The 19,469-nt window shown below is 68.3% G+C and carries 20 protein-coding genes; 10 read left to right on the forward strand and 10 right to left on the reverse strand.

Going from position 1 to position 19,469, the window contains the following annotated elements:
• The first annotated feature begins 14 nt into the window (after window positions 1–14).
• From AC0IZS_RS16725 to AC0IZS_RS16750, 6 genes are read left to right on the forward strand one after another with little or no spacing between them, the layout of a single operon-like run.
• The gene (locus tag AC0IZS_RS16725) at window positions 15–2,402 is read left to right on the forward strand and encodes a xanthine dehydrogenase family protein molybdopterin-binding subunit (RefSeq protein ID WP_471636627.1); all 2,388 of its coding nucleotides are present in this window, start codon (window positions 15–17) and stop codon (window positions 2,400–2,402) included.
• A gap of 13 nt (window positions 2,403–2,415) precedes the next feature.
• Window positions 2,416–3,207, forward strand: coding sequence for an FAD binding domain-containing protein (locus tag AC0IZS_RS16730; RefSeq protein WP_471636628.1), 792 nt, complete (start codon window positions 2,416–2,418; stop codon window positions 3,205–3,207).
• A gap of 4 nt (window positions 3,208–3,211) precedes the next feature.
• On the forward strand, window positions 3,212–4,120 hold the full coding sequence (locus AC0IZS_RS16735; RefSeq protein ID WP_471636629.1) for an AAA family ATPase: 909 nt from the start codon (window positions 3,212–3,214) through the stop codon (window positions 4,118–4,120).
• A gap of 1 nt (window position 4,121) precedes the next feature.
• Entirely contained in the window at window positions 4,122–5,339 is a 1,218-nt protein-coding gene (locus AC0IZS_RS16740; protein ID WP_471636630.1) for a vWA domain-containing protein, read from the forward strand.
• 33 nt (window positions 5,340–5,372) lie between these two features.
• Window positions 5,373–6,056 carry a CoxG family protein gene (locus tag AC0IZS_RS16745; protein ID WP_471636631.1) on the forward strand — a complete coding sequence of 228 codons (684 nt, stop codon included), beginning with the start codon at window positions 5,373–5,375 and terminating at the stop codon, window positions 6,054–6,056.
• 58 nt (window positions 6,057–6,114) lie between these two features.
• Complete coding sequence (locus AC0IZS_RS16750; RefSeq protein WP_471639539.1) at window positions 6,115–7,191, forward strand: XdhC family protein; 1,077 nt, start codon at window positions 6,115–6,117, stop codon at window positions 7,189–7,191.
• An 8-nt stretch (window positions 7,192–7,199) separates the two neighbouring features.
• Here the strand turns inward: AC0IZS_RS16750 and AC0IZS_RS16755 are convergent, their stop codons facing one another.
• The 7 genes from AC0IZS_RS16755 to AC0IZS_RS16785 form a co-directional block, all read right to left on the reverse strand.
• Complete coding sequence (locus tag AC0IZS_RS16755) at window positions 7,200–7,709, reverse strand: low molecular weight protein-tyrosine-phosphatase (protein WP_471636632.1); 510 nt, start codon at window positions 7,707–7,709, stop codon at window positions 7,200–7,202.
• Window positions 7,710–7,773: 64 nt separating this feature from the next.
• The gene (gene phhA / locus AC0IZS_RS16760) at window positions 7,774–8,676 is read right to left on the reverse strand and encodes a phenylalanine 4-monooxygenase (protein WP_471636633.1); all 903 of its coding nucleotides are present in this window, start codon (window positions 8,674–8,676) and stop codon (window positions 7,774–7,776) included.
• A gap of 9 nt (window positions 8,677–8,685) precedes the next feature.
• Window positions 8,686–8,988 (reverse strand): 4a-hydroxytetrahydrobiopterin dehydratase, encoded by a 303-nt coding sequence (locus AC0IZS_RS16765; protein ID WP_471636634.1) that lies wholly within the window; start codon window positions 8,986–8,988, stop codon window positions 8,686–8,688.
• Complete coding sequence (gene hppD / locus AC0IZS_RS16770) at window positions 8,985–10,091, reverse strand: 4-hydroxyphenylpyruvate dioxygenase (RefSeq protein ID WP_471636635.1); 1,107 nt, start codon at window positions 10,089–10,091, stop codon at window positions 8,985–8,987. Before hppD ends, AC0IZS_RS16765 begins: the two co-directional genes overlap by 4 nt.
• Before the next feature lie 265 nt (window positions 10,092–10,356).
• Window positions 10,357–11,043 carry a glutathione S-transferase family protein gene (locus AC0IZS_RS16775; protein ID WP_471636636.1) on the reverse strand — a complete coding sequence of 229 codons (687 nt, stop codon included), beginning with the start codon at window positions 11,041–11,043 and terminating at the stop codon, window positions 10,357–10,359.
• A gap of 91 nt (window positions 11,044–11,134) precedes the next feature.
• A complete protein-coding gene (locus AC0IZS_RS16780) occupies window positions 11,135–12,025 on the reverse strand; it encodes an N-formylglutamate amidohydrolase (RefSeq protein WP_471636637.1) in 891 nt (296 codons plus the stop codon).
• On the reverse strand, window positions 12,022–13,020 hold the full coding sequence (locus AC0IZS_RS16785; RefSeq protein ID WP_471636638.1) for a Bug family tripartite tricarboxylate transporter substrate binding protein: 999 nt from the start codon (window positions 13,018–13,020) through the stop codon (window positions 12,022–12,024). Before AC0IZS_RS16785 ends, AC0IZS_RS16780 begins: the two co-directional genes overlap by 4 nt.
• Window positions 13,021–13,144: 124 nt before the next feature.
• Between AC0IZS_RS16785 and AC0IZS_RS16790 the strand changes: the two genes are divergently transcribed.
• Window positions 13,145–14,062 carry a LysR substrate-binding domain-containing protein gene (locus AC0IZS_RS16790; protein WP_471636639.1) on the forward strand — a complete coding sequence of 306 codons (918 nt, stop codon included), beginning with the start codon at window positions 13,145–13,147 and terminating at the stop codon, window positions 14,060–14,062.
• A 105-nt stretch (window positions 14,063–14,167) separates the two neighbouring features.
• Here AC0IZS_RS16790 and AC0IZS_RS16795 read toward each other — a convergent pair whose 3' ends face one another.
• The 3 genes from AC0IZS_RS16795 to AC0IZS_RS16805 form a co-directional block, all read right to left on the reverse strand.
• Window positions 14,168–14,338, reverse strand: coding sequence for a hypothetical protein (locus AC0IZS_RS16795; protein ID WP_007853534.1), 171 nt, complete (start codon window positions 14,336–14,338; stop codon window positions 14,168–14,170).
• A gap of 110 nt (window positions 14,339–14,448) precedes the next feature.
• Window positions 14,449–15,357 (reverse strand): transglutaminase-like domain-containing protein, encoded by a 909-nt coding sequence (locus AC0IZS_RS16800; RefSeq protein ID WP_471639540.1) that lies wholly within the window; start codon window positions 15,355–15,357, stop codon window positions 14,449–14,451.
• A 383-nt stretch (window positions 15,358–15,740) separates the two neighbouring features.
• Entirely contained in the window at window positions 15,741–16,109 is a 369-nt protein-coding gene (locus tag AC0IZS_RS16805; protein WP_471636640.1) for a hypothetical protein, read from the reverse strand.
• Between the two features lie 98 nt (window positions 16,110–16,207).
• Here AC0IZS_RS16805 and AC0IZS_RS16810 point away from each other — a divergent pair, with 98 nt between their 5' ends.
• The 3 genes from AC0IZS_RS16810 to AC0IZS_RS16820 all read left to right on the forward strand — a co-directional run bounded on the left by AC0IZS_RS16810 (window position 16,208) and on the right by AC0IZS_RS16820 (window position 19,466).
• Complete coding sequence (locus AC0IZS_RS16810; RefSeq protein ID WP_471636641.1) at window positions 16,208–16,846, forward strand: ABC transporter ATP-binding protein; 639 nt, start codon at window positions 16,208–16,210, stop codon at window positions 16,844–16,846.
• Window positions 16,847–16,933: 87 nt separating this feature from the next.
• A complete protein-coding gene (locus AC0IZS_RS16815; protein ID WP_471636642.1) occupies window positions 16,934–17,569 on the forward strand; it encodes a LysE family translocator in 636 nt (211 codons plus the stop codon).
• Between the two features lie 148 nt (window positions 17,570–17,717).
• Entirely contained in the window at window positions 17,718–19,466 is a 1,749-nt protein-coding gene (locus AC0IZS_RS16820; RefSeq protein ID WP_471636643.1) for an efflux RND transporter periplasmic adaptor subunit, read from the forward strand.
• The last annotated feature ends 3 nt before the right edge of the window (window positions 19,467–19,469 follow it).

Genomic DNA, 19,469 nt, shown 5'->3' on the forward strand with positions numbered 1-19,469 from the left:
CAGGAGACAAGACCATGGGTGCATCCGACTTTTCCAAGCTTCCCCACATCGGCGAATCGCTTCGCCGCAAGGAAGACTACCGTTTTCTGACCGGCGCCGGTCAGTACACCGACGACGTGGTGCTGGCGGCGCAGAGCCACGCCGTGTTTCTGCGCTCGCCGCACGCGCATGCGCGCATCGTCAGCATCAACATCGACGCGGCGAAGGCCGCGCCTGGAGTGCTGGGCGTGTTCGTGGGCACCGACGTGGCGGCCGACAACATCAACGGCCTGCCCTGCGGCTGGCTGATCACCAGCACCGACGGGCAGCCCATGAAGGAGCCGCCGCACCCCATCCTGGCGCAGGGCAAGGTGCGCTACGTGGGTGACCAGGTGGCCATGATCGTGGCCCTCACGCAGCAGCAGGCACGCGATGCGGCCGAGCTGGTGGAGGTGGACTACGACGTGCTGCCCGCCGTGGTCAGCGTGGCCGATGCTGCGGCCGGCAAGGTGGCCGGTGCGGGCCTGCACGATGCCGCCGCCGACAACCACTGTTACAAGTGGGCGATTGGCGACAAGGGCGCGGTGGACTCGGTGTTCGCCAATGCCGCGCACGTGACGCAGCTGGACCTGGTGAACAACCGCCTGATCCCCAATGCGATGGAGCCGCGCACGGCCATCGGCTCCTACAGCCGCGCCAACGACGAGTACACGCTGTACGTGAGCAACCAGAACCCGCACGTGGAGCGGCTGTTGATGACGGCCTTCGTGATGGGCCTGCCCGAGCACAAGGTGCGCGTGATCGCGCCCGACGTGGGCGGGGGCTTCGGCTCCAAGATCTTCTTGTATGCCGAGGACGTGTGCCTGACCTGGGCCGCCAAGAAGCTCAACCGCAACATCAAGTGGGTGGCCGACCGCAGCGAGTCCTTCCTGACGGACGCGCATGGCCGCGACCATGTGAGCCATGCCGAGATGGCGATGGACAAGGACGGCAAGTTCCTGGCCATGCGCGTGCACACCGATGCCAACATGGGCGCCTACCTGTCGACCTTTGCCAGCGCCGTGCCCACCATCCTCTACGCCACGCTGCTGGCCGGGCAGTACACCACGCCCCAGGTCTACGTGGAGGTGGACGCCTGGTTCACCAACACCTCGCCGGTCGATGCCTACCGCGGCGCCGGCCGGCCCGAGGCGACCTACCTGCTCGAACGCCTGGTGACCCGCTGCGCATGGGAGCTGGGCCTGTCGCAGGACGAGATCCGCAAGCGCAACTTCATCACCACCTTCCCCTACCAGACCCCGGTGGCTCTGCAGTACGACGTGGGCGACTACCACGCCTGCATGAACCAGGCGCAGGAGCTGGCCGACGTGGCCGGCTTCGAGGCGCGCAAGAGCGCCAGCGCCGCCAAGGGCCTGCTGCGCGGCGTGGGCTACAGCAGCTACATCGAGGCCTGCGGCATCGCGCCTTCGAACATCGCCGGGGCCCTGGGGGCGCGCGCCGGCCTGTTCGAGTGCGGCGAGGTGCGCGTACACCCCACGGGCAGCGTGACGGTGTTCACCGGCTCGCACAGCCATGGCCAGGGCCACGAGACCACCTTCGCGCAGGTGGTGGCCGCGCGCCTGGGCATCCCGGTGGAGAACGTGGACATCGTGCATGGCGACACGGGCCGCGTGCCCTTCGGCATGGGTACCTACGGCTCGCGCTCCATCAGCGTGGGTGGCGCGGCCATCATGAAGGCGCTGGACAAGATCGAGGCCAAGGCCAAGAAGATCGCCGCCCATTTGATGGAGGCCAGCGACGCCGACATCGACTTCAGCGGCGGCGAGTTCACCGTGCGCGGCACGGACAAGAAGATCCCCTTCGGCCAGGTGGCGCTCACGGCCTACGTGCCGCACAACTACCCGCTCGACAAGCTCGAACCGGGGCTCAACGAGACGGCCTTCTACGACCCGACCAACTTCACCTTCCCGGCCGGCACCTACATCTGCGAGGTGGAGGTGGACCCGATGACCGGCTCCACGCGGGTGGACCGCTTCACTGCGGTGGATGACTTCGGCACCATCATCAACCCCATGATCGTCGAGGGCCAGGTGCACGGCGGGCTGGTGCAGGGCATCGGTCAGGCGCTGATGGAGAACTGCGTGTACGACCGCGAGACCGGCCAGTTGCTCACCGGCAGCTTCATGGACTACGCCATGCCGCGCGCCGATGACTTCCCTGAGTTCAAGCTCGGCCATGTCTGCACGCCCTGCACGCACAACCCGCTCGGTACCAAGGGCTGCGGCGAGGCCGGCGCCATCGGCTCGCCGCCGGCGGTGATCAACGCCCTGCTCGACGCCCTGCGCCCGCTGGGCGTGAAGGATTTCGACATGCCGGCCTCTCCTCACCGCGTGTGGGATGCCATTCAATCCGCCAAGGCCTGAGGAGAAGCACACCATGTACGCATTCACCTATGAAACCCCGGCCAGCGTGGCCGATGCGGCGCGCCTGGCAGCGGCCGGTGGCAAGCCCATCGCGGGCGGGCAGAGCCTGCTGCCCTCCATGCGGCTGCGCCTGGCCAACCCGGGCCAGATCATCGATCTCAATGGGATTCCCGAGCTGGCAGGCATCCGCCGCGAAGGCAATGCCTTGGTGATCGGTGCGATGGCGCGGCACATGGACGTGGCCGCCAGCGCCGAGGTCAAGGCGGCCATCCCGGCCCTGGCCGACCTGGCCGCGCACATCGGCGACCGCCAGGTGCGTGCCCGTGGCACGCTGGGCGGGTCGGTGGCCAACAACGACCCCGCCGCCTGCTACCCCAGCGCCGTGCTGGCCCTGGGTGCCACCGTCATCACCGACCAGCGCGAGATCGCGGCGGACGACTTCTTCGTGGGCATGTACACCACGGCACTGCAGGAGGGCGAGCTGATCACCGCGATCCGCTTCCCTATCCCGAAACGCGCGGCCTACCTCAAGTTCAAGCAGGCGGCCTCGCGCTTCTCGCTGGTGGGCGTGTTCGTGGCGCAGACCGATGCCGGCGTGCGCGTGGCCGTCACCGGCGCCGCGAGCAGCGTGTTCCGCCAGCAGGCACTGGAGGCCGTGCTGAACAAGGACTTCTCGGTGGCATCGGCCGCCGGGGTGAAGGTGGACGCCAGCGACCTGAACACCGACATCCACGCCAGCGCCATCTACCGTGCCAACCTGATCAGCGTGCAGGCGCAGCGGGCCGTGGCGCAGATGCTGGGCTGACGCCTTGCCACCAGAACTGGCCTCCATCGACGACCTGGTGCAGGCCCTGCAGCGCGTGGGCTATTTTGCCGACCGGCGGCTGGCGACCGCCGTGTTCCTGGCGCTGCGGCTGCAGCGCCCGCTGCTGCTCGAAGGCGAGCCCGGCGTGGGCAAGACGGCGCTGGCCAAGGCGTTGTCCGAAGTGCTGGCGCGCAGCCTGATCCGTTTGCAGTGCTACGACGGGCTGGAGCAGCGCGAGGCGCTGTACGAGTGGAACTACGCTGCCCAGTTGCTGCACATGCGTGCCGCCGAACTGGAGCCAGGAGGCGCACGCGACATCGAGGCCGAGGTCTACCAGGAGCGCTACCTGATCCGCCGCCCGCTGCTGCAGGCGCTGCAGGCCCCCGCACCCGGCGCCGTGCTGCTGATCGACGAGGTGGACCGGGCCGACGAGCCTTTCGAGGCCTTTCTGCTCGAATACCTGGGCGAGTACCAGGTCAGCATTCCCGAGATCGGCACGGTGCGCGCCACGGCTACCCCGGTGACCCTGCTCACCAGCAACCGCACGCGCGACCTGCACGATGCCGTCAAGCGCCGCTGCCTGTACCACTGGCTTGACTACCCTGAGCGCGAGCGCGAACTGGCCATCGTGCGCGCCCAGGTGCCCGGTGCCAGCGAAGCCCTGGCTGCGCAGGTGGCCGACTTCGTGCACCGGCTGCGCAGCCAGCCGTTTGCCAATGCCTTCCAGCGTGCGCCTGGTATCGCCGAAAGCGTGGAATGGGCCAAGGCGTTGGTGGCCCTGGACACCCTGGTGGTGGACCCCGAGATCGTTTCCGACACCGCAGGCATCCTGTTCAAGCAGCGCGAGGATGTAGCGGCGCTGACGCGGGACATGGCGGCAGAACTCCTGAAGCCGGTGGAAGAAGCGGGCTGACATGAATGCCGCACCCTCTGCCGCCACAGCATCCCAGCTCGGCGATGCCCGCACCGGCAAGCTGGCCGACAACCTCACGGGCTTTGGCCGCACCCTGCGCCGCGCCGGTGTGCGCGTGGACGCCGCGCGCATGGCGCTGGCCCAGCAGGCGGTGATGCTGGTGGGCATGCAACGCCAGGATTTCGCGGCCGCGCTGGAGACCGTGCTGGTCAGCCGCGAGCAGGACCGCCTGGTGTTCCGCGAACTGTTCGACGCCTACTTCAAGAACCCCAACGTGGCGCAGAAGCTGCTGGCGCAGATGCTGCCCAGCGCCGAATCCAAGGCCGAGCCCGTGAAGCGCCGCCCGCGCGTGAGCGAGGCGCTGGCCCCCGTGCGTGCTGCGCGCAACGCCCCGCCGCGCGAGGAGGACAAGGTCGATTTCGACGCCGCGATGACCGCCAGTGACATGCAGCGGCTGCGCCAGGCCGATTTCAACCAGCTCTCGGCCAGCGAGTACCGGCTGGTGGCGCAGTTCGCGCGCGAGATTCCTTTGCCGCTGCCCGATTTTGCCGCGCGCCGCACCCGGCCCGGAGCGCGCGGCAGCCGCCCGCACTGGCCCGGCGCCATGCACCAGGCGGCGCGCACGGGCGGTGAATTCCTGCGGGTGCCGCTGCTGCAGCGCCGCCGCCAGCCCTTGCCGCTTCTGGTGCTGGTGGACGTGTCGGGCTCCATGGAGCGCTATGCACGGCTGCTGCTGGCCTTTTTGCACGCCGCCACGGCGCCGCGCCGCGCAGGTGCGTTGCGGCGCGACGTGTTCGCCTTCGGCACCGGCCTCACGGACCTGACCCCGGCCTTTCGCCTCTCGGACACCGATGCCATGCTGGAGACTGCCAGCCATGCCATCGACGATTTTGCCGGCGGCACCCGCATGGGCGAGAGCCTGCGCACCCTGCGGCTGCGCCATGCGCGCCGGCTGGTGGGCCGGCGCACGCTGGTGCTGCTCATCACCGACGGCCTGGACACCGGCACGCCCGAACTGCTGGGGCAAGAGCTCGCCTGGCTGCGCCGCCACTGCGCACGCCTGCTGTGGCTCAACCCACTGTTGCGCTTTGAGGGCTATGTGCCAGCGGCGCGCGGCGCGTCGGTTCTGCACCGAGAAGCCCATGGCATGCTGGCCGTACACAACCTGAGCCGCCTGCAGGACCTGGCCGGCAGCCTGGCGGCCGTGCTGCGCCAGTGATGGCACTGACCTGAATCATCGAGGAATACCACCATGGAAATGCAAGCCAGCCGCCCCCTTGCCGCGAGCCAGAGCCAGGCCTGGGAGGCGCTCAACGACCCCGAGGTGCTCAAGCTGTGCATCCCCGGCTGCGAGAAGATCGAGCCCACGGGCGAGAACCAGTACAGCGTGGCCATGGCCCTCAAGATCGGGCCCGTGTCGGCCAAGTTCGCGGGCAAGATCACGCTGTCCGACATCGTGCCGCCGGAGAGCTACACCATCGCCTTCGACGGTTCGGGCGGCGTGGCCGGCTTCGGCAAGGGCAATGCCCAGGTGCGGCTGGAGGCGCTGCCGCCCGAAGGCGGCGAGGAGCGCTGCACGCTGCACTACACCGTGCATGCCACGGTGGGCGGCAAGATCGCCCAGCTGGGCCAGCGCCTGATCGACGGCGCCGCCAAGGGCATGGCCGAGGACTTCTTCAAGCGCTTTGACAACGAGATGCAGCGCCGCCACCCGCCCGCCCAGGGGGAGAGCGATGCCGACCCCCCCGACACCGTGCCCACCGAGATCCCCACCCAGCCGGGCGAGGACGCCGGGCCGCCGAGCGGCTTCGTGCCCAGCCAGCGCGCCGGCCTGCAGGCCGCAGGCGGGGCAGACGCCCCCGGCGGCGGTATTCCCGTCTGGGTCTGGGTAGCCGGCGCCGCGGTGTTGGTGGCCTTGACCTGGTGGCTGAACTAGCGGTATCCCTCTGCGCACGGAACCGCCGGGCCTTGGGCACAATCTACGCACGATGACGATGGAAAACCTCGATGTGATGGTGCTGCGCTCCCTGCACGGCTGGCGTGCGGCCGGCCGGCGTGCGCTGCTGGCCACGGTGGTGCGCACCTGGGGTTCATCCCCCCGGCCCGTGGGCTCGATCATGGCGCTGTGCGACGACGGTGCGGTGGTGGGCTCGGTCTCGGGCGGCTGCATCGAGGACGACCTGATCGACCGCCACACCCGCGCCTACGCGCAGGAGCGCGCCGGGGCCACGGGGCATGAACACCGCATTCCCCATGGCCCGCCGTCCTTCGCCAAGTACGGCATCACGGCCGACGAGGCACACCGCTTCGGCCTGCCCTGCGGCGGCACACTGGAACTGCTGCTCGAATACGACCCCGATCCCGCCGGCCTCGCCGAGTTGATCGCCGCGCTCGACGCCGGCCGGCTGGTGCAGCGCACCGTGCGCCTGGCCGATGGCGCAGCCACCCTGGCCATGGCGACCGAGCCCGCCGAACTGGCCGTGGATGCACAGCAACTGACCAATACCTTCGGCCCCGAGTACCGCATGCTGATCATCGGCGCCGGGCAGATGGCCGAGTACCTGGCCACCATGGCCTTGTTCAACGGTTTCGCCGTGACCGTGTGCGACCCGCGCGAGGAATACCGCCATGGCTGGAAGGTGCCCGGCGCCACCCTGGTGAGCGACATGCCCGACGACGTGGTGGTGCAGTTCAAGCCGGACCGGCGCAGCTGCGTCGTGGCGCTCACGCACGACCCCAAGCTCGACGACCTGGCGCTGCTGGAGGCCCTGTCCAGCGAAGCCTTCTATGTCGGCGGCATCGGCTCGCGCCGCAACAACGAGGCACGGCGTGCGCGCATGATCGAGCACTTCGACCAGACCGAGGCCGGCCTCATGCGCCTGCGCGGGCCCATCGGCATTTACATCGGCAGCAAGACCCCGCCCGAGATCGCCGTGAGCGTGATGGCCGAGATCCTGGCCGTGAAGAACGGCGTGGCCCTGCCGCGCGTGATGGAGGTCGGCCAGGCCAAGAACGACCGGGATGTGGCGCACAACGATCCCGGGCCGCTGGTCTGCGCGGTGCGCCGCTGACCGTTTTTTCAGCGGCTGCGGCCCTGCAGTTCCCGCTGCACATGCAGTAGCAGCCCCTCGCAGGCATCCTCCACCAAGTCCAGCACATCATCGAAGCCCGTGGCGCCGCCATAGTAGGGGTCGGGCACCACTGGGCTGTCCATGTGCAGGCAGAACTCTGTGAGGCGCCTGAGCTTGTGGGAGTGCGCTGGCGGGCACAGCTCCTGTGCCATGGCCAGGTTGTCCCAGTCCATGGCCAGCACCAGGTCGTGGGATGCAAAGTCGGCCAGCAGCATCTGTCGCGCGCGCAAATCCGACAGGTCGTAGCCGCGCCGTGAGGCGTGGCGCTGCGAGCGGTGGTCCGGCGGCTCGCCCGGGTGGTAGTTGTGCGTGCCGGCCGAGTCCACGCGCAACCGGTCGGCCAGACCGACCGCCTGCACGCGGTGGCGGAACACGCCGTGCGCCGTGGGGCTGCGGCAGATGTTGCCCATGCAGAGAAAAAGGACGGAGTAGCCTGCTGCGGTTGGTTGCTGTGCCATGTGTGTGCCCCTCATGCAAAACGGCCCGCGTGGGGCCGTTCTGGAGTGTCGCATGGCAGGGCGATCAGGCGTGTGCCACCTGGCGCTTGGCGTCGTGGTAGGCCAGCGTCCCGCGGGTCACCACGCTGTCGCCGGGCAGCACCGCGCCCGCATCGTGCTCGGGGGCCCCCTTCAGCCGGTCGTAGATCGGCGCGAAGTCGATCTTGGCCAGCTCCAGCAGCTCGTCCAGGTGGCCCAGCACGAAGTAGGTCTCCTGGAAGTCGTCGATACGGTAGTTGGTCTGCATCACCCGCTCCAGGTCGAAGCGCACGCGGTTGGGCGAATCGCTCTCGACCGAGAAGCGCGTCTCGCTTGCCGAGGAGGCGATGCCCGCACCGTAGATGCGCAGGCCATCGCTCTGCTGCACCAGGCCGAACTCCACCGTGTACCAGTAGACCCGGGCCAGCTTCTCCAGCACGCCCAGGCGGTAGGCCCTGAGACCGCCTTCGCCATAGGCCTGGATGTAGTCGGCGATCACCGGGTTCATCAGCATCGGCACATGGCCGAACACATCGTGGAAGACATCGGGTTCTTCCAGGTAGTCGAGCTCATGCGGCTTGCGGATGAACTGGCCGGCCGGAAAGCGCCGGTTCGCCAGGTGCTCGAAGAAAACCTCGTCGGGCACCAGGCCGGGCACGGCCACCACTTCCCAGCCGGTGCGCTTCTTGAGCACCTTGGACATCTGCTCGAAATCGGGAATCTGCTCGGGCCCGATCGGCAGGTCCTGCATGCCGCGGATGAACTCGTCGCAGGCCCGCCCGGGCAGAAGTTTCGACTGCCGCTCGAACAGGGTGCGCCACACGCTGTGCTCTTCCTTCGTGTAGTTGGCCCAGCCCTGGTCGATGGTCCAGTCGGGGCGCTCCGGGGCTTGAGCCTCTCCGGCCGCCAGCCCGTGCTTGGCGGTTTCCTTGAGTTGCTGCTGCAGCATGCCTGTCTCCTATGCGGCGGCCTGGGCTGCCGCGATGCGGTTCATCAGCCGGGCCATCTCGATGTCCTTGCCAGAGATGCCGTCCACGTCGTGCGTGGTCAGCGTGACCGACACGCGGTGGTAGACGTTGGACCACTCGGGGTGGTGGTTCATGCGCTCCGCATGCAGGGCGACCTGGGCCATGAAGCCGAAGGCCTGCACGAAGTCCGCGAACTGGAACTCCTTGGTGATCAGGCCGCCGCGCGCCTCGGCAGGCGTCCAGCCGGCCAGGGAGGGCAGTTGCGCTGCCAGCTCCTCGGGCGTGAGCTTCATGCCGCTTCCTTGGCGGGCGCCTTGTCGGTGGCAGTGAGCACGCCGCGGTTGATCTGGTCGCGCTCCAGCGATTCGAACAGCGCCTTGAAGTTGCCTTCGCCAAAGCCTTCGCGGTAGTTGCCCTTGCGCTCGATGAATTCGAAGAACACCGGGCCCAGCATGGGCTGAGAGAAGATCTGCAGCAGCAGGCGCGGCTGGCCGCCTTCGGTGGTGCCGTCCAGCAGGATGCCGCGGGCCTGCAGCTCGCCCACCGACTGGCCGTGGCCGGGCAGGCGCTTTTCCAGGTTCTCGTAGTAGACCTCGTTGGGTGCGGTCAACAGGGGTATGCCGGCCATCTGCAACTGGTCGATGGATTCGAGCAGGTTGTCGGTCAACAGGGCGATGTGCTGGATGCCTTCGCCGTTGAACTGCATCAGGAACTCTTCGATCTGGCCGCCGCCCTGGCGCGATTCCTCGTTCAACGGGATGCGGATCAGGCCGTCCGGTGCCGTCATGGCCTTGGAGGTCAGGCCCGTGTACTCGCCCGAGATGTCGAAGTAGCGGATTTCGCGGAAGTTGAACAGCTTGGTGTAGAAGTCGGCCCAGTAGGACATGCGGCCGCGGTACACGTTGTGCGTGAGGTGGTCCACCACCTGGAAGCCGTGGCCCTTCGGGTGCAGGTCCACACCGGGCAAAAATTCGAAGTCGATGTCGTAGATGGACTTGCCGTCCTCGAAGCGGTCGATCAGGTACAGCGGCGCGCCGCCGATGCCCTTGATCGCGGGCAGGCGCAGCTCCATCGGGCCGGTCGGGATCTCGATGGGCTGGGCACCGAGTTCGAGCGCCCGGTTGTAGGCCTTGTGGGCATCGCGCACCCGGAACGCCAGCCCGCAGGCCGCGGCGCCATGCTCGCCGGCAAAGTAGGCAGCGGTGCCCGGTTCGTTGTTGACGATGAAATTGATGCCGCCCTGGCGGTACAGCAGTACGTTCTTGGAGCGGTGCTTGGCGACCAGCGAAAAGCCCATTTTTTCGAACATGGGTTCCAGCAAACCGGGCTTGGGCGAAGAGAATTCCACGAACTCAAAGCCGCACAGGCCCATGGGGTTGTCAAACAGGTCGGTCATACATCGTCTCCAAAATGAGCAGCCGTTGGTTGGCTGAGGGGGTATGGAGACTGTAGAGACTGTGGGGCGCAGTTATCTTGCAAGTTCAAGACGCCAAGGGCTGGTATGCGCTCGATTCATGTGAAAAATCAAGGGTAGAGCATGTGAAAAGCTCTGAATCCTCGATTGGCGCAAACTTGCTGCTTGTTCGGGCGGCAGGCCCCTTGCGCGAGAAGCCCTGCCGCCATGTCGGCATCGCAGGGCGCCGGGCGCCCTGGACCCCGGCTCAGCCCATGACCACCGGGCCGCCCTTCTGGATGCCGCGCTGGTAGGCCGGCCGTGCCTCCATGCGCTTCTTGTAGGCCAGAATGTTCGGGCAGGTGCTGGCCTTGCTGGAGCGCGACAGGGCGGCTTCCACCGCAAAGCTCATCTGGAAGTCGGCCATGGTCAGGTGCTCGCCGGCAAACCAGGTGTTCTTGCCCAGGTGGGCTTCCATGAAGTCCATGGCGGTGTTCACGTTCGGGTCCACCATCTTGTCGAGCACCTTGCCGCACAGCGCCTTGGCGATGGGCTTGACGAAGAAGGGCATGGGCTGGCGCGGAATGGTCATGAACACCAGCTTCATCACCAGCCAGTTCATCAGCGAGCCTTCGGCGTAGTGCATCCAGAAGCGGCACTGGCGGTACTCGGGCGTGCCGCGCACAGGCTGCAGATGGGCCAGGTCGCCACCGGCCTGCGCACCATAGGTCTCCACCAGGTACTCGACGATGGCGCCGGACTCGGCGATCACCTCGTCGCCGTCGGTGATCACGGGCGACTTGCCCAGCGGGTGGATCTTCTTGAGCTCGGGCGGGGCCAGCTTGGTGGCCTTGTCGCGCTGGTAGATCTTGAGCTCGTAGGGCACGCCCAGTTCTTCGAGCAGCCAGAGGACGCGCTGCGAGCGCGAGGTTTCAAGGTGGTGGACGGTGATCATGCGCGCATCTTAGGCGCTGTTGCCGATGCTTTGGGCGCCCTTTGTGTCGCCTGGGCGATGCTGGGGTCAAACGGGCCCTTTGCCTGGCAGTTCAGCCCCGATCCTGCACGGCCGGGTGCTCGCGCAGGTAGCGTGCAATGGCCTGCAGCACGCAGGTGAGGTCACGCTGCACGGTGCTGAAGTGGGCGTTGCGCTCACGGCTGGCCTCGTCCATGTAGACCGGCCGGCGGATCTCCACCTGCATGCTGTGCCGCTGGTGCGCGGGCTGGCCGATGCGGGCGATGAGCTGCACGCCCTTGTAGGGGTCGTTGCGGGCCACGGTATAGCCCCGGGACTTGAGCTCCTTTTCCACCAGGTCCACGAAGGCCGGCTCGCAGGTGGTGCCATCGCGGTCGCCCAGCACGAAGTCGGCCAGCGGATGCACGCTCTGGATCTGCAGGCGCTCGTAGGCGTTGTTGGGCATGGAATGCAGGTTCAGGTGCCAGACGGCGCCGAAGCGCGCATGCGCCTGTCCGATGGCGGCCGCCAGCGCCGCATGGTAGGGCTGGTAGCAGCGCGCTATGCGGGCCTGTACCTCGGCCACGGTGAGCTTGCGCTCGTAGATGGGCATGCTGGCATTCACGTTGCGCCAGATGAGGCCATAGCCCAGGCGCGTCTTCTCGCCCGGGGCCAGCGGCGTGGGCCAGGGCCCGTCCAGCAAGGCCGGGTCCAGATCGTCGAGCGTGCGGTTGGCATCGATGTAGCTGCGCGGGAAGTGCGCAGCCAGCAAGCTGGCGCCCACCTCGGGCGCGGCCTGCCACAGGGCTTCGACGTGCGTGTCTTCGGCCGCGCGCAACAGGGAACGGGGTACGGCATGGCCAAAATCCGCAGGGTAGGCGGTGCCGCTGTGCGGAGAGTCGCAGACCAGGGGAATGGCCGGCGCCACCGGCGCGTGCAGGGTGAAGGCGGGGGCGTCGCGGTGCAGGTCGTCCATGGGCATCATTCCGCGGTCAGCTTGGCGACCTTGGCCACGCGTGCGTAGCGGTCCAGCGCCTGGCGGATCTGCACGCCGAACTGCGCGGGCGTGCCCGGGATCAGCGTGGCGCCGGCCTCGTCCATCTTCTTGATGAAGTCGGGGTGTTTCATGGCCGCGTGGATCGCCTGGTTGAGCCGGTTGATCACGGGCGCGGGCGTGCCCGCCGGTGCCACCACGCCGAACCAGCCGCCGGCACCCATTTCCTTGAAGCCCAGGTCGCCGTAGGTCGGCACATCGGGCAGCAGGGGCGAGCGGGTGTCCGAGAGCACCGCCAGCGCCCGCAGGCGCCCGGCCTTGATGTGCGGCAGTGCCGACGGCAGGTTGTCGGTGATGCCATCGACCTGGCCTGCCACGGCGTCGTTGAGCGCCATGCCCGCGCCCTTGTAGGGAATGTGCAGCAGCTGGATCTTGGCCAGGCTGGAGAAATGTTCCACGTTGGCGTGCCCGAGCGAGCCGGTGCCCGGGGAGGCGAAGTTGTACTTGCCCGGGTTGGCCTTGGCCAGCGCGATGAACTCCTGCATGGTCCGGGCCGGGAAGTTGGCGTTCACCGCGAACACGCTGGGGACGGTGGCCACGTTGGACACCGGGGCGAAATCCTTCACCGGGTCGTACTTCATGCGGTTGCCGTAGGCCGCTGCGTTGGAGCCGTGCGTGCTCATGGTGGCCATGCCCAGGGTGTAGCCGTCGGCGCGGGCCTTGGCCACCTGCTCCATGCCCAGGGAGCCGCCGGCGCCGGCCTTGTTCTCCACCACGATGGGCTGGCCGAGCTCGCGCCCGGCAAATTCGGCAATCAGCCGCGCCGCCAGGTCGGTGGAGCCGCTGGGCGCGAAGGGCACGATCAGCTTGATCGGCCGGTCCGGGTAGCTGGCCTGCGCATGCACCGCGCCAGCCAGCGGTGCCAGGGCCAGGGCCAGCAGGGTCGCCCGGCGGTTGAGGGAAGAAGGGAGGAGGGGGCTTGCCATGGTGTGGGGGTTCTCTCGGTGGCCAAAGGGTGCTGGCAGTCTCTGGCGAACAGCGCTCACCCGCAAACGACAGTCGGGCATTCCTGTATTACCATTGGTCATACACCACCCCTCCTTGCTGCCCATGCGCCTGCATTCGCCATCCATGTCCGAGCTGCACGCCTTCGTCACCGTGGTGCGCACGGGCAGCTTTTCGCGCGCGGCGGATGAGCTGTGCGTGACCCAGGGCGCCATCAGCCGGGCGGTGGCGCGGCTGGAGGGCCACTACGGCAAGGTGCTGCTCAAGCGCAGTTCGCAGCAGATGCTGCTGACCGAGTCGGGCGAGCAATTGCTGGCAGCCGTGCGCGAGCCCCTGGCAGCGATCGAGGCGGCCAGCGAGGCCTTGCGCGTGGGGCCCTCACGCACCACGGAACTGGTGCTGTCCGTGGTGCCCACGCTGGCCAGCGTGTGGCTGGTGCCGCGCCTGCCGGATTTCCAGGCCCGGCACCCGGACGTGCGCCTGCGCTTCGTCCCCTACCGCAAGGACGAAGACTTCTCGGGCCCCACGCCGCATGCGGCCATCCTCACGGGGCTGGGGGCGGCGCAGTGGCCCGGGTGGGAGTGCGACTACGTCATTGGCCGCGAGGTGGTCCCGGTGTGCCACCCCGCACGTGCCGCCCGGCAGCGCTGGCAGCACCCGGCAGACCTGGCCGCCGAGCCGCTGCTGGCCCATTCCACCTCGCCCGGCAACTGGGCGCAGTGGCTGCGGGCCGCCGGCGCCACGGGGGCCGAGCCCGAGCTGTCGACGGTGTTCGACCAGGTGTCCATCCTGGTCCAGGCGGCCATGGCCGACATGGGGGTTGCGCTGGTCCAGCGCTGCCTGGTGCGGGCCGAGCTCGATGCCGGCCGCCTGGTCACGCCGTTCGATCTGCCGATCACCCTGCAGCGCGGCTACTTCCTGTGCCGCCTGCCCGGGCGACGGGCGGCTGCAGCCAGCCTGCCGGTGTTTCGGCAGTGGTTGCTGGAGAGGGCGCGCCAGGACATTGCCGCCATGCCTGCATGAAGTCGCACAGGGCGTGCAGGCGCTCGTTCCCAGAAAGCAAAAAGCCCTCGCGAGAGGGCTTTTTTGCAAGGTGCCGGCCGCAGCCAGCCCGTGGCGATCTGGCGATCAGCCGCCCTTCTTGGAGCGCTTGCCAGGGTTCTTCTTGCTGCGCGTGGCGACGCCGCGCTCCAGGCTCACGCGCTGGCCGCGGCCGCCGGTTGGCAGGGTGTAGCCAGCGACTGGCGTAGGGCGGGGAGTGCGCTTGCGGTCTGCTTCGGTGACGATCTTGTTGCCCATGGGAATTCTCTGGAAAAGATGGTGGAAAAACGCGTATTAGGCCATAGGTCGGGCCGGATGCCCAGAACACCGGCTTTTCCGCGCCTGTGGCAGGGTTGGTTTGCGGCCCCTCAGGTGCCCGCAAACCGGGTGGCAAAAGCCGCCCCATGGTCGGTCGACAGCGCCTCGCGGCAGTGGTGCGGCAGCACGAAACCGCGGCCTGCATCCTCCACGGCCTTGGTGCGTATCACCGGGGGTTGTGCCCGCACGCCGCCGAAGATGGTGGCAAAGGCCACGTCGGCTGCATCGCGCCCGGTGCCAAAGCGGATCAGCCCCATGGGAATGGCCGTGCCCGAGGGGTCGAACAGGTACCAGCGGTCGCCCAGGTAGGCCTCTACATAGGCATGGAAGTCGGGCGGGCCCAGGGCCGGGTCGGCGCCGTAGTCGGTGCCGGTGGTGAAGCGTGCGGGGATATTGATCGCGCGGCACAGCGAAATCATCAGGTGGGCAAAGTCGCGGCAAACCCCCACCTGCTCGACAAGGGTGTCCACCGCCGAGGTGTTGGAGTTGGACGTGTTGGACGTGAACGCCACATGCTTTTGCACCCAGTCGCGGATCGCCTGCACCCGGCTGTGGCCCTGCCACAGGGCGCCGAACTCATTGAGCGCCAGGCGCAGCAGCCGGTCGGACTGGCAGTAGCGGCTGGGGTAGATGTAGCCCATCACCTCCTGCGGCAGCCGCCGCACGGGCACTTCGGCCAGTTGCATGGGGTCGGTGCGGTGGTGGGTGATGTCCACTGTGGCCGAGTACGCCACGCTCAGCGGCCCGGGCTCGCCATGCAGGCGCAGGTAGCGGTTGCCGGTGGCCGGGTCGGTGTGGATCTGCTGCGGGATGTTCTGGTTGATCACCAGGCGTTCGTTGCTGACGGCCTGGCTGGGCGTGTGCGCGGCGTGGATGTTGAACACGAAGTCGGCACCGTACTGGTCGATCTCGTAGTGCAGTTCGATCTCCAGCTCCATGCGCACCCGGGTGTTGGCCATGAACGGCGCTGCAGTGGCCTGCATGGGCGCAGTCTGCATGCCTTGCGACTGCTGGAGGTGGTTGGCAGCAGGTGTGACCGCAGCAGGCGACTCGTTGGCCGCTGCAAGGGGCAAGGGCGCCGTCATCGGGTTGAAGGGCGGGGCCATGGAAGAAGACGATTGCGCGAGCATGAAGTGAGCCTCTCTTGTGGGTGCAGCTCTGGCAGGCGCTGTGCGCCTGACCTTGGGCTTTGCGTGGCCAGTGCAAGGCAACCCCTGCACACCGCTGCCATTGCAGGATAGGCGTTTACCCGGGTGCTGTATGTAGGCTGAGAGCCTGTTGCCGTTGTCAACGGCGCTGACAGCTGCGTCTTTACACAGCGAGCCCTGGAGACCGCGCTGGCTCAGTCGAGCCCGAAGGCCTCGCGCAGGGCGCTGCTGAACATGTTGCTGCCGCTGATCGACAGGGTGAGGATGGTGCGCGCCGGGCCGGGCGTGCCCGCCTGCACCGCAATGGTGCCGCTGGCGTCGTCGAATGCCAGGTCCAGGGGCGTGGCCACCTCCTGCACGCAAGCCAGGTCGTAGTCCCATTCACCGCCCTCGTCGGCCGGACCGCAGCCGCCGGGGAACTGTGCATGTGCCCAGACCAGCACCTGTGCCACCTCGGCATGCAGGGCTGCCACCTGCGTTGGGGCTACCGCAGCCATCGCATCGAACGTGCCGGTGCCCTCGAAGTCTTCGCTGTAGTCAAAATCCAGGTAGCGCAGGGGCATGGCGTGAGGTTGGGGCAGGGTGGGCCGTGCATTGTCGCGCAGCAGGGGGCTGCCTTTCCTAGAATGGCTGGCTTCGCTTCTCCAAGGTCTTCCGTTCCATGCCTGCTGCCAGCTCCGATGCCATCCTGCACATCAACGGCCTGTGCTTTGCCTACCCCGAATGCCCGTTGTTCCAGGGCCTGGACGCCCGATTGCCGGCCGGCACCACGCTCGTGCTCGGCGCCGACAGCAGCGGAAAAACCAGCCTGCTGCGCCTGTTGGCGGGCGAGCTTGTCGCTGGCGCCGGCCAACTGGTGCTCAAGGGTGTGCCTTTGCACGCCTCACCTGCCGCCTACCGCGCCCAGGTGTTCCAGGGCGACCCACGCTCGGACGCGCTGAGCGAACAGGTGGCGCAGGACTGGCTGGCTGCGCTGCCCGCCCGTTACCCGCAGTTCGACGCCGTGGCGCTGGCCCGGCACATCGAGGGCTTCGAGCTGCAGGAGCATTTGCACAAGCGCTTTTTGATGCTGTCCACCGGCACCCGGCGCAAGGTGTGGACGGCCGGGGCCCTGGCCTCGGGCGCGGCGCTCACGCTGATCGACGAGCCCGTGGCGGGGCTGGACAAGCCCTCGGTGCAGTACCTGCAGCAGGCGCTGGGCGCTCTGGCGGAGCAGCCGGACCAGGCCATCGTGGTCGCGCACTACGATGCGCTGGTTGGCGTGCCCTGGCAGGCGACCATCGCATTGCCGGACCGGTGATGCCGCAGCGGCCTGCAGCGCAGTGCGCAAAGCCCTAAACTGGCGGGCTGGGCCGCGCCGGCGGCCGTTTTTCCGGATACCCCTCCCATGGACGCCCTTCTTTTCGCCCCCGTCGCCGTAGCCATCGCGCTCACGCCCGGCCCCAACAACTTCTGCGGCCTCAACAACGGCATCCGCGCAGGTGTGGGTGCGGCCCTGGTGGGCACCATCGGGCGCGCGGCGGCGTTCGCGATTTTTCTCACGGTGTCGGCCGTGGGCCTGGGCGCCATGCTGCTGGCATCGGAAGCCGCCTTCACCGCCGTGAAGTGGGTGGGGGCCGTCTACCTGTTCTGGCTGGGCTGGCGCGCCTGGCGCAGCCGCGAGTTCAATGGCCTGGAGGTGGCTGACGGCGCCGAGGTGTCGGCCGCCGGTGCCGCGCCCGTGCGCCTGTGGTCCCTGGTCACGCAGGAGTTCCTGCTGGGCATCACCAATCCCAAGGCCATCATCCTGTTCGCGGCCATTTTTCCGCAGTTCATCGACCCGGCCCAGCCGGCAGCGCGCCAGTTCCTGGTGCTGGGCAGCGTGTACCTGGCGGCCGAGTTCGTCGCCACGGCGGTCTATGCCGCAGGTGGCCGGCAGATCCGCCGCTTCATCCGCACCTCGCGCGGGGTGGTGCGCCTGAACAAGGCCACGGGTGGCTTTTTCATGGGCGCAGGCGGCCTGCTGCTGGCCACCAACCGCTGAAACGGCTGCGGCGGGGCCCGGCTGCACCGTCGCGCGCCCATGAAGCGCTGTGAACCGGGGGTAAAGGCAGGGTAAATCCTTGCGCCTGCGCGCCGGAGTGCCTTGGTGGGTGGCTACCATAGCCACGATTCCACCCGTTGCGTCCACCATGCCGTCCCTCCGTTTCCTGTCTGTGTCTCCGCAGTCCCTCTTGCGCCAACAGGGGCGGGCCCTCTGGTGGGTCGTGCTGCTGGTGCTCATTGCCGCTGCCGTGGGAGGCGGGCTGTGGTGGAAACAACGCCAGGCAGCGCCTGCACAGGCCGACGCTCCTGCGGGGCGGGGCGGTCCGGGAGGTCCGGGTGGGCGTGGGCCGGCGCGCTTCAGCGCCGGTGGCCAGACACAGCCCGTCTCGGTGGGCGTGGTGCGGCGCCAGGACGTGCGCGTGCAGGTCAACGCCATTGGCACCATGAGCGCACGCGCCACGGCCGTGGTGCGGGCCAAGGTCAGCGGCGAGCTGACCAGCCTGCGTTTCAAGGAGGGCGAAGAGGTCAAGGCCGGCCAGTTGCTGGCCGAAATCGATCCCCGCAGCTACCAGGCTTCGCTGAGCCAGGTGCAGGGCAATCTGCAGCGCGACCAGGCCCTGCTCAAGAACGCGCAGCTCGACCTCAAGCGCTACCAGGACCTGCTGGCCAAGGACTCGATCGCCAGCCAGCAGGTGGACACCCAGGCTGCGCAGGTGCGCCAGCTCGAAGGCACGGTGGCCGCCGACCAGGCGCAGGTGGACGCTGCCAAGCTGCAGCTGAGCTACACCCGCATCACCGCGCCCATCGCCGGGCGCCTGGGCCTGCGCCAGGCCGACCGGGGCAACGTGGTCGGCCCCTCGGACGCCAACGGCATCGTCACCATCAACCTGGTGCGCCCCATCGACGCGGTGTTCTCCGTGCCCGAGGCGCACCTGGCGCAGATCAACCAGCGCCTTTCCGAAGGTGCCGAGCTGCCCGTGGAGCTGTGGGACCGCGAGCAAAAGCGCCGCCTGGGCCGCGGCAAGGTGGGCGCGCTGGACAATGCCATCGACGCCACCACTGGCACCATCAAGGTCAAGGCCACCTTCGGCAACGAGGATGGCACGCTGTTCCCGAACCAGTTCGTCAACGTGCGCCTGCAGGTCAACCTGCTGCAGGACGCGCTGACCGTGCCCGGCACGGCCATCCAGAACAACTACGTCTATCTGGTGCAGCCCGATGGCACGGTGACGCAGCGGCGTATCCGCGTGGGCGTGGCCGACGGCGACCGCGTGGCGGTCGAAGGTGAACTCAAGGACGGCGACCAGGTGGTGGTTGACGGCATCGACCGCCTGCGCGAAGGCGCCAAGGTGGCGGTGATCGATTCGGGTGCCGCCGCCCGCGCCGACGAGGCCGCGCAGGATGGCGGCGCCCGCCGCGCCGCGATGATGCGCAACCTGACCCAGGAAGAACGCGACAAGCTCGCCAAGATGACGCAGGAGGAACGCCGCGCGTTCTTCCGCAGCAAGCGCAACCAGCCCGGTGCGGCAGGGCCTGCAGGGCCAGCCAGCGGGACGGTGGGAGGTGAGTCCACCACTGCGGCACCGGTGCCTGCAGCATCCGCCGCCTCAAGGCCTGCAGGCGGTCGATCCGCCGGTGCTGCTTCCGAAGGTGCGGCGCGTGCAGCACCCGCTGCCGGCATTGAATCCGGCGGTGCCATGCGCCCCGAAGGGGGAGCCCCCGACGGCGAGCGCCGCCCTGGCATGTCGCCCGAGGTGCGGGCCCTGCTTGAAAAGATGAGCCCCGAGGAGCGCCAGAAGCTGCAGGCCATGGCGCCCGACGAGCGGCGTGCCTTCATCCGCAGCAGGATGCAGGCGACCGGCATGGCCACCCCTGGCGCAGCGGCTTCGCGCTGACGC

This window comes from Acidovorax sp. AC410, assembly GCF_979253235.1.

Excerpts from the sequence above, each read along its gene's own strand:
- AC0IZS_RS16725 (WP_471636627.1), top strand. The coding sequence starts at position 15 with ATGGGTGCATCCGACTTTTCCAAGCTTCCCCACATCGGCGAATCGCTT.
- AC0IZS_RS16730 (WP_471636628.1), top strand. The coding sequence starts at position 2,416 with ATGTACGCATTCACCTATGAAACCCCGGCCAGCGTGGCCGATGCGGCG.
- AC0IZS_RS16740 (WP_471636630.1), top strand. The coding sequence starts at position 4,122 with ATGAATGCCGCACCCTCTGCCGCCACAGCATCCCAGCTCGGCGATGCC.
- AC0IZS_RS16745 (WP_471636631.1), top strand. The coding sequence starts at position 5,373 with ATGGAAATGCAAGCCAGCCGCCCCCTTGCCGCGAGCCAGAGCCAGGCC.
- AC0IZS_RS16750 (WP_471639539.1), top strand. The coding sequence starts at position 6,115 with ATGGAAAACCTCGATGTGATGGTGCTGCGCTCCCTGCACGGCTGGCGT.
- AC0IZS_RS16755 (WP_471636632.1), bottom strand. The coding sequence starts at position 7,709 with ATGGCACAGCAACCAACCGCAGCAGGCTACTCCGTCCTTTTTCTCTGC.
- phhA (WP_471636633.1), bottom strand. The coding sequence starts at position 8,676 with ATGCTGCAGCAGCAACTCAAGGAAACCGCCAAGCACGGGCTGGCGGCC.
- AC0IZS_RS16765 (WP_471636634.1), bottom strand. The coding sequence starts at position 8,988 with ATGAAGCTCACGCCCGAGGAGCTGGCAGCGCAACTGCCCTCCCTGGCC.
- hppD (WP_471636635.1), bottom strand. The coding sequence starts at position 10,091 with ATGACCGACCTGTTTGACAACCCCATGGGCCTGTGCGGCTTTGAGTTC.
- AC0IZS_RS16775 (WP_471636636.1), bottom strand. The coding sequence starts at position 11,043 with ATGATCACCGTCCACCACCTTGAAACCTCGCGCTCGCAGCGCGTCCTC.
- AC0IZS_RS16780 (WP_471636637.1), bottom strand. The coding sequence starts at position 12,025 with ATGATGCCCATGGACGACCTGCACCGCGACGCCCCCGCCTTCACCCTG.
- AC0IZS_RS16785 (WP_471636638.1), bottom strand. The coding sequence starts at position 13,020 with ATGGCAAGCCCCCTCCTCCCTTCTTCCCTCAACCGCCGGGCGACCCTG.
- AC0IZS_RS16790 (WP_471636639.1), top strand. The coding sequence starts at position 13,145 with ATGCGCCTGCATTCGCCATCCATGTCCGAGCTGCACGCCTTCGTCACC.
- AC0IZS_RS16795 (WP_007853534.1), bottom strand. The coding sequence starts at position 14,338 with ATGGGCAACAAGATCGTCACCGAAGCAGACCGCAAGCGCACTCCCCGC.
- AC0IZS_RS16800 (WP_471639540.1), bottom strand. The coding sequence starts at position 15,357 with ATGGCCAACACCCGGGTGCGCATGGAGCTGGAGATCGAACTGCACTAC.
- AC0IZS_RS16805 (WP_471636640.1), bottom strand. The coding sequence starts at position 16,109 with ATGCCCCTGCGCTACCTGGATTTTGACTACAGCGAAGACTTCGAGGGC.
- AC0IZS_RS16810 (WP_471636641.1), top strand. The coding sequence starts at position 16,208 with ATGCCTGCTGCCAGCTCCGATGCCATCCTGCACATCAACGGCCTGTGC.
- AC0IZS_RS16815 (WP_471636642.1), top strand. The coding sequence starts at position 16,934 with ATGGACGCCCTTCTTTTCGCCCCCGTCGCCGTAGCCATCGCGCTCACG.
- AC0IZS_RS16820 (WP_471636643.1), top strand. The coding sequence starts at position 17,718 with ATGCCGTCCCTCCGTTTCCTGTCTGTGTCTCCGCAGTCCCTCTTGCGC.